General features: G+C 70.6%; 11 protein-coding genes. 5 read left to right on the top strand and 6 right to left on the bottom strand.

The features are described 5' to 3' along the window. Positions 1 to 14: 14 nt before the first annotated feature. From OG975_RS37330 to OG975_RS37310, 5 genes are all read right to left on the bottom strand, one after another. The gene (locus OG975_RS37330) at positions 15 to 1,112 is read right to left on the bottom strand and encodes a mandelate racemase/muconate lactonizing enzyme family protein (protein WP_406333863.1); all 1,098 of its coding nucleotides are present in this window, start codon (positions 1,110 to 1,112) and stop codon (positions 15 to 17) included. After that, the gene (locus OG975_RS37325; RefSeq protein WP_406333862.1) at positions 1,109 to 2,335 is read right to left on the bottom strand and encodes an ROK family protein; all 1,227 of its coding nucleotides are present in this window, start codon (positions 2,333 to 2,335) and stop codon (positions 1,109 to 1,111) included. The genes OG975_RS37330 and OG975_RS37325 overlap by 4 nt, the downstream gene beginning before the upstream one ends. A gap of 169 nt (positions 2,336 to 2,504) precedes the next feature. After that, entirely contained in the window at positions 2,505 to 3,992 is a 1,488-nt protein-coding gene (locus tag OG975_RS37320; RefSeq protein ID WP_406333861.1) for a cellulose binding domain-containing protein, read from the bottom strand. A 392-nt stretch (positions 3,993 to 4,384) separates the two neighbouring features. Continuing rightward, entirely contained in the window at positions 4,385 to 5,704 is a 1,320-nt protein-coding gene (locus tag OG975_RS37315) for a radical SAM protein (protein WP_406333860.1), read from the bottom strand. A gap of 71 nt (positions 5,705 to 5,775) precedes the next feature. Continuing rightward, a complete protein-coding gene (locus OG975_RS37310; RefSeq protein WP_406333859.1) occupies positions 5,776 to 6,438 on the bottom strand; it encodes a pyridoxamine 5'-phosphate oxidase family protein in 663 nt (220 codons plus the stop codon). A gap of 129 nt (positions 6,439 to 6,567) precedes the next feature. On the opposite strand from OG975_RS37310, the gene OG975_RS37305 reads away from it, so the two are divergent. Together OG975_RS37305 and OG975_RS37300 are read left to right on the top strand one after the other, a co-directional pair. Beyond that, positions 6,568 to 7,341, top strand: coding sequence for an alpha/beta fold hydrolase (locus OG975_RS37305; protein WP_406333858.1), 774 nt, complete (start codon positions 6,568 to 6,570; stop codon positions 7,339 to 7,341). Positions 7,342 to 7,486: 145 nt separating this feature from the next. Beyond that, complete coding sequence (locus OG975_RS37300) at positions 7,487 to 8,338, top strand: alpha/beta fold hydrolase (protein WP_406333856.1); 852 nt, start codon at positions 7,487 to 7,489, stop codon at positions 8,336 to 8,338. Positions 8,339 to 8,515: 177 nt separating this feature from the next. On the opposite strand, the gene OG975_RS37295 is transcribed toward OG975_RS37300, so the two are convergent. After that, positions 8,516 to 9,523, bottom strand: coding sequence for a hydroxyacid dehydrogenase (locus tag OG975_RS37295; protein WP_406333855.1), 1,008 nt, complete (start codon positions 9,521 to 9,523; stop codon positions 8,516 to 8,518). Between the two features lie 176 nt (positions 9,524 to 9,699). On the opposite strand from OG975_RS37295, the gene OG975_RS37290 reads away from it, so the two are divergent. The 3 genes from OG975_RS37290 to OG975_RS37280 all read left to right on the top strand — a co-directional run bounded on the left by OG975_RS37290 (position 9,700) and on the right by OG975_RS37280 (position 14,141). Further along, a complete protein-coding gene (locus OG975_RS37290) occupies positions 9,700 to 10,950 on the top strand; it encodes an FAD-binding protein (RefSeq protein ID WP_406333854.1) in 1,251 nt (416 codons plus the stop codon). 92 nt (positions 10,951 to 11,042) lie between these two features. Further along, positions 11,043 to 12,290, top strand: coding sequence for an ROK family transcriptional regulator (locus OG975_RS37285; protein ID WP_330308167.1), 1,248 nt, complete (start codon positions 11,043 to 11,045; stop codon positions 12,288 to 12,290). Between the two features lie 18 nt (positions 12,291 to 12,308). Continuing rightward, the gene (locus OG975_RS37280; protein WP_406333853.1) at positions 12,309 to 14,141 is read left to right on the top strand and encodes a glycoside hydrolase; all 1,833 of its coding nucleotides are present in this window, start codon (positions 12,309 to 12,311) and stop codon (positions 14,139 to 14,141) included. Positions 14,142 to 14,183 lie beyond the last annotated feature (42 nt).

Here is a 14,183-nt window from a genome sequence, read left to right as displayed (position 1 = left end):
CGAGGGGTCAGCGGTCAGCGACAACAGGAGGGGCGCGGTGCGAGGCGTCCGCTCCACACCCGGGTGACCGCCGGGTGATCGGTGTCGAGTTCAAGGCCGATGCCGGGGGCGTCCGGCACGGTGAGCCGGCCCCGCCGGACCAGTTCGGCGCCGTGCACGACGTCGGAGCGCCAGGCGACCTCGCCGTACGCGTACTCCAGGCGCTCCGCCACCGCCGCGTCGAGGGGCGCGAGGTGTGCGGCGTGCAGGGTGGCGACCGGGCCCGAGGGGTTGTGGAACGAAATGCGCGCCATGCCCCCGGTCCGGTGGGCGAGATCGAGTGCGGCACGTGGACCGCCCGCGTGCTTCACATCGGGCAGCAGTACGTCGAGGAGTCCGCGTACGGCGTCGACCTCGTCGCTACGGTGCACGAACTCACCTCCGGCGAGCGGGAGTCGGGTGCGGGAGCGCAGCTCGGCCAGTTCGCCCGGGCGGCCTATGCCGACGCCGTCCTCCAGCCAGTACAGGCCCAGCTCCTCGAACGGGCCCAGAAGTGGGGTGAGTTCGTCGAGGCCGAGGCGCTCATGGGCGTCCACCATCACGTCGACATCGGCACCGACCGCCTCGCGCACGGCCCGTACGCGCTCCAGGCCGATCGCGGCGAGGGTGCGCCGTCCGTCGGCGTCCGGGGTGTCGAACGGGGCGAGTTTCACGGCAGTGAAGCCGTCCAGGACGGCGGCCTCGGCGGTCGCGGCGACTTCGTGCGGGGTGCGGCCGCCGGGGGCGCGGTTGATGTTGGCGTACAACTCGACCGAGCTCACCGCATCCTGACCCAGGATCAGCTTCCGCAGCGGTACGTCGGCGCGGCGGGCGGTCAGGTCCAGGCGGGCCTGCTCGATGCCGCCGCGTACGGTGATGGCGGCGAAGTCGTCGCCCGAGTGAAGCCCATCCGTTCCGAACTCCCGTACAAACCGGTCGAGTTCGCGGACCACGGTTTCGGTCGGACCGGCGTCCGAGCACTCCCCGTACCCGTGATCGCCGTCCGGTCCGCCGACCCGCAGCACCAGCCACTCGGTGCGCGGGCTCACGGCGATCCGGAACAGCTCCCAGCTCTCCTCCTGCGCGGGGCTCACGACGCGACCCCCCGTGCGTCGGGGCCGAGCAGTGCGATCGGGTCCTGGTAGACGCCCTCCAGCAGGGGCATCGCGGAAGCGACGACGAGGGTGCCGGAGCCGAAGGTGCTGGTCACGATGCGTTCGGTGGCGCTCCAGCCGCGGTGTACACGGTCGGCGACCTCTTCGCGCAGGTCCGTCAGATACTCGTCGGCGGCGACGATTCCGCCCGCGAGGACGACACGGCTCGGGTTGAGCAGATCGACGACGGTCGCCACGGCGCGTCCCGCGTGCCGGGCGCGGGTGCGCAGCAGTTCCTGGGCACGCAGGTCGCCGGAGCCGGACCCGGCGGGGCGCGCGGCGGCGATGAGGCGCTCCAGCGGGAGGTGTTCGTCGGACGCGGACAGGATGCCCTCCGCACGGGCCCGCTCCACCAGGACGGCGTCGCTGGCGACCGCCGAGAGGCAGGCGGCGCCGCAGCAGGGGCAGGCGGTGCTCGACTCGCCGCTCACCGGGAGGTGTTCGATGCCGCCGGCCGCCGCGCCGGGTCCGCGGTGCACGGAGCGGTCGACGACCACGGCGGCGCCGAGGATGTTGCCGAAGAAGACGTACACGAAGTCGTCGACCTCGCGTCCGGCGCCGAACCACAGCTCCGCGCGAGCCGCGGCCCGGACGTTCTGGTCGAGCATCACGGGTCCGGGCAGCCGCCCGTCCAGCAGATCGAGGAGGCATACGTCGCTCCAGCCCAGGGCGCTGTGTTCGACGACGGTGCCCGCGTCGCCGTCCACCCAGCCGCCGAGGCTGATCCCGGTGCCGAGCAGCCGGCGTCCGCCGAGCCGGTCGGCGACGAACTCCCGGGCCCCCTGAACGGCCTGCTCGGCGATGCGGCGCGGGTCGAGGCCGCCGTCGGCGGGCGCGTCGTGGTCGAGGACGCGCTGGGAGACAACGGTGCCGTCGAGGGCGACGAGCCCGAGCGTCGTACGCAGCAGGCCGATATGAACGCCGAGGGCGGCGGGCCCGAACGGGTCGACGCCGACCGGCACACGGGGTCGCCCCTGCGTGGCCTCCAGCGGTGCTTCCTCGCGCAGTACTCCCGCCTCGATCAGGACGGCGGTGAGCTTGGTGACGCTGGGCGCCGAGAGGCCCGTACCGCGCGCGATGTCGGCCCGCGAGAGCGGCCCCTCCGCGAGCACGGCACGCAGTACCGCCGAAGCGTTGCCCCGGCGCATGCCTTCGGCTCGCATCGTTCCCCCCTCAACTCGGTGACTTAATTTCAGAAATTAAGTCACTCGCGAACGGCACGCAACAGCTCCCGTGGAATGTCTCGCCCAGTGGACAGTGGACGGGACGATGGACAACGCGACGGACCCGGCGGTGGAAGCCACCGCCGGGTCCGTGCTTACGACAGAGCGCTCAGCCCGCGCTCGTACAACTCCCGCCGTTCAGCGTGAAGTTCTTCGGAACCGAGTTCCCGTCGTGCCAGGAGGCGAGGAACCCGACGGCGAAGGATCCGCCGGCGGCGACGGACTTGTTGTAGTCGGCGGCGGTGGCGGTCACCCGGGAGTCGTTCTGGACGAAGGTGCCGTCCCACATCTGGCTGACTCGCTGGCCGTCGTGGAAGGTCCAGGCGACGCTCCAGCCGTCGAGCGCCTTGACGGAGGTGACGGTGACACTCGCCTGGAAGCCGTCCGGCCACTGGTTGACGATCTCGTAGGTCACCTCGCAGGAGGACGACGCGCTGTGCGTGGGACCCGCCGAGTCGTCCGTCTCGTGGGCGGGGGACGTGGAGGTGCCCTGGGGTTCGGGGTCGGGTTTCGTCTCGGAGCCGTTCGCCGACTCCGACGGTTCGGGCGACACCAGCGTGCCCGCGGGGCGTGTGGTGGCCGAGGGGGACGAAACGCCCGGGTCCGCGACGGGTTGCCGGTCCGCCGAGTCGCCGCGCGCGTCGGCACTCCCGCCGCCGCCCGCGCCGTCGAAGGGCATCAGCGAGACGGTGAGCGCCAGCGCCGACACGATGACGGCCGCGACCAGGAGCCCGGTCCGGCCGATCCGGGGCCCGGTCACTTTGCCCTCGGCGAGCCCCGTGTCCACGGCCGCGTCCGTACGTCCGCCCGCCAGACCCGCCTCGGCGGCCCGGCGCCGGCGCTCCAGATAGGCGAGTCCGCCCCAGCCGATCACCCCGCCCGCGAGCGCCGAGGGCAGCCCGCCGCCGTGCAGCCGCAGACAGGCGGCCGCCTCCGCGCACTCGACGCACCGGGCGAGATGCCGGGACAGGTCCTCGGGCGTCTCGGCGCCGGGCGAGCGGGTCACCGCGTCGAGGAGCCGGGCGTAGCTGCGGCAGTTGGCGTCCATCGGCGTGTCGAGGTGGTTGCGATGGCACCGGTCCCTGAACAGCGCACGTACCTGGGCGAGTTCCTCGGCGGCGGCAGTCGGGTCGAGGCCGAGCCGCCGGGCCACCGCGGGCAGCGGCAGCGCCTCGACCTCGGCGAGCCACAGCAGCGCCGCGTCCGGTTCCTGCATGTCCCTGAGGCCGCGCAGCGCGAGCGGGCGGTGCAGCGGCGGACCGGTGTAGCGGGCGGCCTTCTCGGAGTTGAGCCACAGCCTGAGGTCGGGGTCGAGCCGGTGGCCCTGCCCGTGCGCCTCCCAGGCGGCGGCCGTGGTGCGAACCGACGTCAGCAGCAAGGGAATCCGGGGCAGGCGGGGAGTCCTGCGGCCGGTACTCTTCGTTCCCTCGGCGGCCGCGCGCGCCTCATGGATGCCGTGCGTGAACGCCTCGGTGGCCAGCTGGGAGGCCGCGGCGGAACCGGACGTGCACAGATCGGCGTACGACAGGACCGCGTCCCAGCACTCCGAGAACAGCGCGGCCTCGGCGGCGTCCTGAGGGGTCGGCAGGTCAGGCATGGGGGGCTCCTGCATCCACTGCTTCCATGTGCAAAGTCATGCAATGCCCAACTCGCCGTCCACACAAGAGAGTTGGGGCCCGTCTCTCACGACGGGGCCCGAGCCTTTCACGGTTCCCACACAACTGACAAGCGACGTATTCAAATGATGCGGCAAGCGGTTGCTCCGCCGGGGCAACCGGGCGATGCGGTCCAGGACTTCGGCCTTGCTCCGGACTTGCTCCGGACTTGCTCCGGACTGGTTCCGGCCTTGCGGACCGAACCAGTTCTCGGCGTCCCGAGTGTTGTACGGATGGAAAGCCGGAACGTATCGATTCCCGTCGGCTTTCAGGGGCCCCGTGACCGCAGTGCGCCGCGAACAGGGGCCCCTTCCGTCCGGCGGCGCGGCAGGGATTACACCTGGGACGGCTCCTGCGCGGGAAGACTGTCCATGAAGGAGCTGACGGAGAAGACCGCGCGGCCCGGGCCGGGCTCCCCGTATCCGGGCGGGGAGGCGAGACCGAACTCGTCCATCGTGTTGCGGTACGCCTCCAGCAGGCGGATGTGGTACTCCAGCGGCGCGCCCTGCGGGTTGGCCTTGCCGAGCGGAGTCGTCGGCTCCGGGCACCACGTGGTGAACCGGGGCGTGATGCCCTGCGACATGAAGAAGCGCAGCCCCTCGGTCGTCGACGCGATCGCCTCGTCGACGGTGGTGAAGCCGAAGGGCTCGGCCATCTCCACGCCCGCCACGAAGTTGGGGATGACATTGCGCGCGCCGAAGATCTCGGCGGAGTCGAGGATGCGCTTGTGCCACTCGTCGCGGCCGACGTAGCGCTCCTTGCCGGGGCAGTACAGCTCGAAGAGCCGCCGGTCCCACACCTCGTAGTTGGGGTGGTAGATCTGCACCCCGTAGTCCTTGAACCGCTGGACGTCGTCACGCGGCAGCGCCTGCGCGACGACCTTGCCGATCCACCGCCCGGGGAACCGCTCCTCGATGGCCTTGGCGTAGTGCCCGTAGAAGTCGGCCTCGTCGCGCCCGGCGACCGTCTTGGTGATCGCGCCGCCGGTGAGGGTGTACGCGGTGGACGCCTTGGCGGTGTCGTACCGGTCGATGATCTCCAGCGCTTCGAGGACTTCCTCGACGTCCTTCACCCCGGTGTACGGGCGGCCCGCCGCCTTGTGCTGGCGCCAGTTGTGGTTGATGTCGCAGTACTGGCACTCCTCCTTGGCGCCGAAGTACTGACAGACGCGGAAGACGGTGAGGTAGATCAGGTACCCCCACTGGATGGTGGGCGCCACCTCCATCACGGACTTCCCGTTCGAAAGCTTGTGCCGGTAGTACTCGGGCATCGGCGGCACCCCGACGTCGGAGATCCGCTTCCCGTCGAGGTAGAGCCCGAGCATGCCGTCCTCGTCGGCGGCGACGCGGTACGGCGAGGCGGGATTGACCCGTACGGACACCACGGTCCGCCGCAGGTCGTACGGGCCGCCCGTGAGGATGATCTCCTCGGGCGGGCGCCGCAGCGCGGCCTCGCCCAGCTCGGGAAGGGTGCCGTGGTCGAAGGAGAAGATGAAGTAGGACTTCGGCTTGACCTCGCCGCCCTCGTTGTCACTGAGGGCGGACGCGTCGAAGGCGACACCTCCGCGGAGCAGGTCCTCCTTGAAGACCGCTTCCCTCGGCACGTGCGGGAACCGCTCCATCAGATCCTCGACCAGCGCCGTGCGGCTGCCCATCCCGATCTCCTCGCTCCCGACCTGTTCCGTCTGCTGTGCTCGGCTCCTCACGGTATGCCCCCGCTCGGACATCAGCCGTGCCGGGTCCCCTCGCGTCGCGCGATGTGCGCCGGAGGGACGAGGTCCGGCGACAGCAGCGGGTCCGTCTCGGGCGCGCCCCAGGTCGAGGTCAGCGGCAGCGTTCCCGCCCACAGCCCCAGCGCGGCGTCGGGCCCGTCCCCGTCGTCCGGGGCGCCGGTACGGATCTTCACCGAGGCCTCTTCGAGAGACAGCGCGAGCAGGGTCGTCGCGGCCAGCTCCTTGCGGCTGGGCCTGCGCGCGTAGTCCCACTGGCCGGGCGTGGCGTGCTCGGTGAGCCGCCGCAGACCGTCGGTCTTCTCGTCCGGGTCGGTGACCTTGCGGGGTATGCCGTGGATCATCGCGCTGCGGTAGTTCACACCGTGCTCGAACACCGAGCGGGCCAGGACGAGCCCGTCCACGTGGGTGACGGTGACGCACACGGGAGCGCCGGCCGCGAGACTCCGGCTGGCCACCGACCCGTGCACGTACAGCTGCCGCTCGTCCCGCCCGTACACCGTGGGCACCACCATCGGCCGCCCCTCGACGATCACACCGAGGTGGCAGATGAATCCCGCGTCGAGGATCGCGTCCAGGTCGGCGCGGTCCAGGCTGCCCTGTTCCCGGAGGCGGCGGTGCCGGGTGAGGTCGGTTTCGGGGAGGGGTCCGTACGTCATGGAGTCGACGCTAGCGATATCGAATGCTGAATGGCTACAAATAAACGAAATCAGTCACTCAAATCCATCAGAACAACGAAATCCGCAGCACGCGATGATACCGCTACCCCCTTTCCTAGAGTCACTCCCGTGACGACGACACCCACACCGCTCCACCACGCGGACCGCCCCGGCACGGCCCCCGCCCTCCTGCTCGTCCACGGCTGGGGCGGCAACGGCGGCGACTGGGACCCCACGCTCCCGTACTGGCGGCACCGGGTGATCGTCCCCGATCTGCGCGGCCACGGTCGCTCACCGAAGCCCGTGGAGGGATACGGCGCCCGGGACTTCGCCGCCGATCTGGCGGAGGTGTTGCGGGGGCTGGACACCGGGCCGGTGGTGGCCGTCGGGCACTCCATGGGCGGGCAAGCGGTGACGGCACTCGCGGTCGAACACCCGGAACTCGTACGGGGGCTGGTGGTCGTCGATCCCGCGTACGGCGCGGACGAGGCGGAGGCGGCGCGGATCCCCGCGGAGCAGGAGGAGCTGCGCGCGGAGGGTCCGGAGTGGGCGGCGCGCTTCGTGACGGGGGCCTTCCGGCCGGGGGTGTACGACGAACTCCGCGACCGGCAGCGTCAGTTGATGACGGAGATGGACACGGACGTGCTCGTCCAGTGCAGGAACGGGATGTATCTGAACCCGGACGCCTTCGGGCTGCGGCCCGCCACGGTCACCTACCTCGCCCGGCGCGAGTGCCCGGTGCTGGGCGTGTACGCGACCCCCGGGGCGGCGGAGTTCGAGCGCGGAACACTGACCGACCCGAGGTCGCGGGTGACCGTCTTCGAGGGGGCAGGGCACTATCTGCACGAGGAACGACCGCGGGAATTCGTGGAAGCCGTGGAGCACTGGGTGACCGAGTCCTAGGCCGGAGCCGGGGCCAGGGCCGGAGCCAGGGCCGGGACCGGGACCGGGACCGGGGCCGGGGCCGGCAGGGCGAACGGGGGACCCTGGCGGCGGTCGCCGGGGAACCCGGTTGCTCCGCCCCAGCACCGCTGACAGAGTCGCGGCCATGCCTACCTTCTCCGCGCCGGACGGGACCGAGCTGGCGTATCACGTGTTCGGCGACGGCCCTCCCCTGGTCTGCCTCCCCGGCGGCCCCATGCAGGACTCCCGCTACCTCGGGGACCTCGGAGGCCTTTCCGCGCACCGCCGGTTGGTCATGCTGGACCTTCGGGGAACGGGCCGGTCGGCGACACCGGAGGACCCCGCCTCCTACCGCTGCGACCGGCTCGTCGACGACGTGGAATCCCTGCGCGAGCACCTGGGCCTCGACCGGATGGACCTGCTGGCGCACTCCGGCGGCACGAACCTCGCCGCCCTGTACGCGGCGCGCCATCCGGACCGCGTAGGCAGGCTCGCGCTGATCACACCGAGCGTCATGGCACTCGGCATCACCATCCCGGCGGACGTCCGGCGCGAGACGGCACGGCTCCGCCACGACGAGCCGTGGTTCCCGACGGCGTACGCCGCCCTGGAAGCGATCGTCGCCGGCAAGGCGGATGCCGACTCCTTCCCGGCCATCGCCCCGTTCTGGTACGCCCGCTGGGACGACACGGCTCGGGCCCATCGTGCGGCGGAGGCCGACCAACGAAACGACGAGGCCGCGGCCGTCTATGGCACCGAGGGCGCCTTCACCCCGACCACGACCCGCGCGGCACTGGCCCACTTCCCCTCACCCGTCCTCGTGCTGGCCGGGGAACTGGACCTGAACTCACCCCCACCCGCGATGACCGAGCTCGCCGCCCTGTTCCCCCACGCCACCCTGACCGTCCAGCCCGCCACCGCCCACTTCCCCTGGCTGGACGACGCCACCAGTTTCGTGACGACCACGGCAACGTTTCTCAGCCCGTCCGGCGTTTGAGGACAAGGCCGTTCAGGCCAAGCGGGGGTCTGGGGGCGCAGCCCCCAGAAAGGGGCGCGGGGAACTGCGCGACAAGCCCCCACCGGCCCGCAGCCGACGAACAACCCCCCGGGGTCGAAGGGGCGGAGCCCCTGGGGGATGGGACGGGTAGGGGCGGCGGGGGCGAAGAAACCCCCCTTACGCGGCCCGCTCCAACCCCTCCCCATCCACCCGAAACGCCAACTCCCGCCCCACCAGCAGCCGCCCAGCCTCCTCCACCACCGTCAGCCCCAGCCGAGCCACCTCATTCCCCTGCGACCCCGCCAGATGCGGAGTAATGAACGCGTTCGGCAGCTCGTAGAGCAAGGAATCGGCAGGCAACGGCTCAGGATCCGTCACATCGAGAATCGCGCTGATCCGCCCACCCCTCAGCTCCTCGGCCAGCGCGTCATGATCGACCAGCGCCCCCCGCGAGGTGTTGATCAGCACAGCCCCCGACGGCATCAGCGCAAGCTCACGGCGCCCGATCATGTGCCGGGTCTCAGCCGTCTGCGGCGCGTGGACGGTAACGATGTCACTGCCGCTCAGCAACTCGTCCAGCGGCAGCAGAGGAACACCCAGCGCGGCAGCCCCGCCCTCGTCGACGTACGGATCGGCGAGACTCACCCGCAGATCGAACGGGCGCAGCAGCTCGATCAGCCGGCGCCCGATCCGGGACGCTCCGACGACCCCGACACGACGCCCGAAGTTGCCGATGCCGGGCACGATATCCCCGTAGGGGAAGGCGCGTTCGGCGCGCAGCCGGTCGCGGTACGCGAAGAGGTCCTTGCCCGCGAGCAGGATCATGGCGAGCGTGTACTCGGCGACGGGCAGCGCGTTCGCACCGGCCGCCGACGACACGACCAGCCCGCGCTGCCAGACCGCGGGCGTGGTGAAGCTCTTGACGGACCCGGCGGCGTGCAGCACGGCGCGCAGCTTCGGGGCCGCGTCCAGGGTGGCTTCGTCGAGCGGCGGGCAGCCCCAGCCGGTGATCAGGATCTCGGTTCCGGCGAGGGCTTCGCGCACCCTCGGGTCGGTGAAGTTCTCCGCCACCAGAGCGGGATCGATTTCTACGTGCTCGCGCAGCCGGGCCAGTACGTCCGGAGGGAAGATCTGCGGCACGTTCTCGGCAGTCATGGCGAACATCGCCAGTGGACGCTCGGGCAAGGAGGTGACCTTCCGGCTCGGTGACGTCAGATATAGCAACCGGTCTCTACGGTAGGTGCGGCCGAACGAGGGGGTCAATGGACGCACCCGTCAACGCACCGGACCGGCGGGGTAGTTTCCCCGGGTGGCCATCACACCGGCCACGGACGGCGACTTCCCGGGGAGGGACGACAGGGATGACAGAGACCCTGACCAACTGGGCCGGCAACATCACGTACACGACCAAGGAACTGCACCGGCCCGACACGCTCCAGGCGCTCCGAACGCTGGTCGCGCACAGCCCGCGCGTGCGGGTGCTGGGCAGCGGTCACTCGTTCAACGAGATCGCCGAGCCGGGCCCCGACGGCGTACTGCTGTCGCTGGGCGCGCTGCCACCCGCCGTGGACGTCGACTCGACGGCCCGTACGGTACGGGTGTCGGGTGGCGTCCGATACGCCGAACTCGCACGCACGGTGCACGAGCACGGGTTCGCGCTGCACAACATGGCCTCCCTCCCGCATATCTCGGTGGCGGGCTCGGTGGCGACCGGCACACACGGCTCGGGCGTCACGAACGGCTCGCTCGGTTCCGCCGTGCGCGAGGTCGAGGTGGTCACGTCGGACGGCTCGACCGTGCGGATCGGCCGGGGCGAGGAGCGTTTCGACGGTGCCGTGACCTCGCTGGGCGCGCTCGGTGTCGTCACCGCGCTCACCCTCGACCTGGAGCCGGACTTCGAGGTGAGTCAGCACGTCTTCACCGAACTCCCGCTGGACGGACTGGACTTCGAGACGGTCGCGGCGGCGGCGTACAGCGTGAGTCTGTTCACCGACTGGGGGCGGCCGGGCTTCCGGCAGGTGTGGCTCAAGCGGCGCACCGACCAGCCGCTGCCGGACTTTCCGTGGGCCGCGCCCGCGACCGAGGCGATGCACCCGGTGCCGGGTATGCCCGCACGGAACTGCACCGAGCAGTTCGGCGTCCCGGGTCCCTGGCACGAGCGGCTCCCGCATTTCCGCGCCGAGTTCACCCCGAGCAGCGGCGCCGAGCTCCAGTCCGAGTATCTGCTGCCGCGCTCGGACGCCCTGGCCGCGCTGCACGCTCTCGACGCGATCCGGGAGACGATCGCGCCGGTGCTGCAGATCTGCGAAGTGCGGACCGTGGCCGCCGACCGCCAGTGGCTGAGCCCGGCGTACGGCCGGGACACCGTGGCGCTGCACTTCACCTGGGTCGAGGACACGGCGACCGTACTGCCGGTGGTGCGGCGGGTCGAGGAGGCGCTGGAGCCGTTCGAGCCCCGGCCGCACTGGGGCAAGGTGTTCACGACGGCGCCGGCGGTGCTGCGCGGGCGCTATCCGCGGTGGGGCGAGTTCAGGACGCTGGTCGACTCCCTCGACCCGGGGGGCAAGTTCACCAACGCCTTCGTGGGGGACTTTCTCCACCCCCTTTCCTAACCCCTTGTCGAAAGTCCCTCACAGGCCATAGCCTTGCGCCGCGCCGGGGCCGAAGGGCCTCGCCATGGCCCGGAGGGACCGAGGGGAGTCCGATGAAGCGCGGCACATCACGCGACATCCGCACCGCGAACCGTTACGAGGTGCTGCGCCAGATCATCGCCGAATCACCCACCTCCCGGCAGGAGTTGGCGGCGGCCACCGGGCTGAGCCTGGCCACGGTCGCCACACTCGTCGGCGAGCTGCTCGACCTCCGGATGCTGACCGAGGTCGGGTTCGAGGACTCCGCGGGTGGCCGCCCGCGGGGACTCGTGGCCGTCAACGCGTCGGGGGGCGCGTTGATCGGCGTCGACATCGCGGAGACATACGTACGGGTCGAGCTGTTCGACCTGGCGCTGAACGTGCTCGCCCGTGCCGACGAGGACATGCGCCCCGGTGAGAGCCGCCCGGAGCAGGTCGTCGGGCATGTCGCGGCAGCCCTCGGTTCGGTGGTCGCGCAGGCCGGCGTCGAGGGCGCGCGCGTCCTGGGCGTGGGCGTCAGCGTCCCCGGGCAGGTCGACCGCGACACCGGGATCTCGGAGTACGCGCCCAACTGGGACTGGCACGACGTGCCGCTCCTCGATCTGCTCTCCGAACACATCGCCTACCCCCTGTACCTGGACAACCCGCTGCGTGCCTGCGCGGTCGCCGAGCTGTGGTTCGGCGCGGCCCGCGGACGCGGCGACGCCGTGGTGGTCAACCTGGGCACGGGAGTCGGCGCGGGCCTCGCGCTCGGCGGCGGGCTGCACCGGGGCGTCAGCAACAGCGCCGGCGAGTGGGGACACACGACCCTCGTCCTGGACGGGCGGCTGTGCCACTGCGGCAACCACGGCTGTGTGGAGACCTACGTCGGCGCGCCCGGAATCATGCTGAATCTGCGGGAGTTGAGCCCCGGGAGCACACTGCTGCACCCGGAGGACCAGACCGCCACTATCAACGCGCTCGCCCAGGGCGTCACCGCGCAGGATCCCGTGGCGCTCAAGGTCGTGCGCGACACCGCCCGTTACCTCGGTGCCGGGATCTCCGACCTGGTGAACCTCCTCAATCCGGAGGTGGTCGTGCTCAGCAGCTGGGTCGCGGCCACGCTCGGCGAGCCGCTGCTGAACGAGGTGCGCGAGGCCGTCGCCCGGCACGCGCTGAAGCGGCCGTACGCCGCCACCGAGATCGTCCTCTCCCCCATCCCGACCGATCCGGTCTGTCTCGGAGCCGCGACGTTCGCCCTGGAAGGGGCGCTCCAGTCGGTCGGCCAGAGGCCCCCGAAGCGCACCACCCCAGCAAGGAGCCGTACCGCACCACCTTCATGACGACGGAAGGGATGCACGTTGACGCGCACCAACAGATCGGTTCTCGCGACAGCCGCAGCCGCGCTGGCTGTCACCGGGACCTTAATATCCGCCCCGCCCGCATCAGCCGCCGACCCCGCGGCCGCCGAGGTCTCCCCGCACGCCGCCCAGACCATCGACAACATCGGTGCGTCCGGCGCCTGGTGGGTCAACGACCTCAAGAACTTCGACCCCAAGGTCCAGGCCCGGGTCGCGAAGCTGCTGTTCTCCTCCAAGGGCCTGGACCTCAGCAACTACCGCTACAACATCGGCGGTGGCGGCACCGCGGTCACCACCCCGTCCCGCGCCCCCGAGGACTTCCTCAACGCCGACGGAACGTACGACTGGAGCAAGGACAAGGGCGGCCGTACGTTCCTGAAGTACGCGGCGCAGTACGGCGTCGAGGACCTGGTCGCCTTCGTCAACAGCGCGCCCGCCGCCTGGAAGACCAACTCCCAGAGCTGCGGCGGGTACTTGAAGGCGGAGAACACGGCCGACTTCGCGAAGTACGTCGCCGACGTGACCGATCACTTCGCCAAGCAGGGTGCGAAGTTCGACTACATCAGCCCCTTCAACGAGCCGAACAACAGCTTCGACAGCTGCGGCCAGGAGGGCATGCTGGTGCCGGTCGACCAACGCGACGACATCGTGCGGGCGTTGGGCGCCGAGCAGCAGGCACGGCATCAGAAGACCGGCATCATCGCCGACGAGTCCAGCAGCACGGTCAGCTTCAACACCGAGGTCCCGCAGTGGATTTCGCAGCCGAACACCGCCCAGTACGTGTCGAGGCTCGCCCATCACACGTACAACAACCCCGGTGACGACCAGCGGGCGAAGATCTACGAGACGTCGAAGTCGGTCGGCAAGCAGTCCTGGTCCACCGAGATCTGCTGCTTCGGCAAGGGCGGCACGGGCTGGGCGCAGGAGTACGACCCGACCATCGACGGCGGCCTGAACCTGTCGAGCATCATCTACAAGGACTTCGCGACCGCGCACGACTCGGCGTTCCAGTGGTGGGTCGCGCTCTCCGAGATGATCGGCAGCGACCCGTACGCGAAGAACGACGACGGCTGGAACGACGGCCTGATCTACTACGACCCGAACTACGCCACCAACGGCAACCAGACGCTCTACTTCACCAAGCGCTATTACGCGCTCGGCCAGTACAGCAAGTTCGTGAAGCCGGGCGCGGTCGCGCACAACGTGACGGGCGCGCCGAGCGGCGTCGACGTCACCTCGTACGACCGCAAGGGCAAGTGGGTCGTCGTGGTCAACAACCACAACACCACCGACACGGCGCTGAACCTGCACTTCAACAGCAAGACGCCGGGCCGCGTGGCCCAGGCCGTGCGGACGTCCGCCACCGAGGACTGGGCGAACGTCGCGGGGCCGTCGGTGGGCAAGGACGGCGAGGTCTCGGCGACGCTCGCCGCGCGCTCCATCACGACGTACGTCTTCGACCAGAAGGGTCATGACAGCACGGCCGTGACCGGCGCCTGGCAGGGCAAGCAGTCGGGCAAGTGCCTGACCGCGGACGCCTCCGGTGCCTCGATCAACACCTGCACGGGCACCGAGGCCCAGGACTGGACGTACGACGCCAACGGCACCGTGCGGGGCGCCAACGGCTGTCTGACGGCCGGTAGTTCAGGACTGGTGGCCGCCGCCTGCGCCGACAGTCCGGACCAGCGGTGGCAGTTCAACGCCAATGGACAGATCGTCAGCGAGGCATCAGGGAAGTGTCTGGACGTCAGCGGTCAGGGGACCGCCGACGGAAGCAAGGTGATCCTCTACAGCTGCACCGGCGGGACGAACGAGGTCTGGTCCAAGCAGTAGTGAGCTGACGAGAGTTGAGGGTTGCGGGCCGCTGGTGCGGCG

Source organism: Streptomyces sp. NBC_00203 (assembly GCF_045206325.1).
Classification (GTDB): domain Bacteria; phylum Actinomycetota; class Actinomycetes; order Streptomycetales; family Streptomycetaceae; genus Streptomyces; species Streptomyces lutosisoli.
Note: the sequence above shows the minus strand (reverse complement) of the source record. Positions and strands in the feature narration are given on the sequence as shown.

What these genes read in the sequence shown, in the direction of transcription:
- OG975_RS37325 (WP_406333862.1), bottom strand. Translation starts at nt 2,335, where the DNA reads ATGCGAGCCGAAGGCATGCGCCGGGGCAACGCTTCGGCGGTACTGCGT.
- OG975_RS37320 (WP_406333861.1), bottom strand. Translation starts at nt 3,992, where the DNA reads ATGCCTGACCTGCCGACCCCTCAGGACGCCGCCGAGGCCGCGCTGTTC.
- OG975_RS37315 (WP_406333860.1), bottom strand. Translation starts at nt 5,704, where the DNA reads ATGGGCAGCCGCACGGCGCTGGTCGAGGATCTGATGGAGCGGTTCCCG.
- OG975_RS37310 (WP_406333859.1), bottom strand. Translation starts at nt 6,438, where the DNA reads ATGACGTACGGACCCCTCCCCGAAACCGACCTCACCCGGCACCGCCGC.
- OG975_RS37300 (WP_406333856.1), top strand. Translation starts at nt 7,487, where the DNA reads ATGCCTACCTTCTCCGCGCCGGACGGGACCGAGCTGGCGTATCACGTG.
- OG975_RS37290 (WP_406333854.1), top strand. Translation starts at nt 9,700, where the DNA reads ATGACAGAGACCCTGACCAACTGGGCCGGCAACATCACGTACACGACC.
- OG975_RS37285 (WP_330308167.1), top strand. Translation starts at nt 11,043, where the DNA reads ATGAAGCGCGGCACATCACGCGACATCCGCACCGCGAACCGTTACGAG.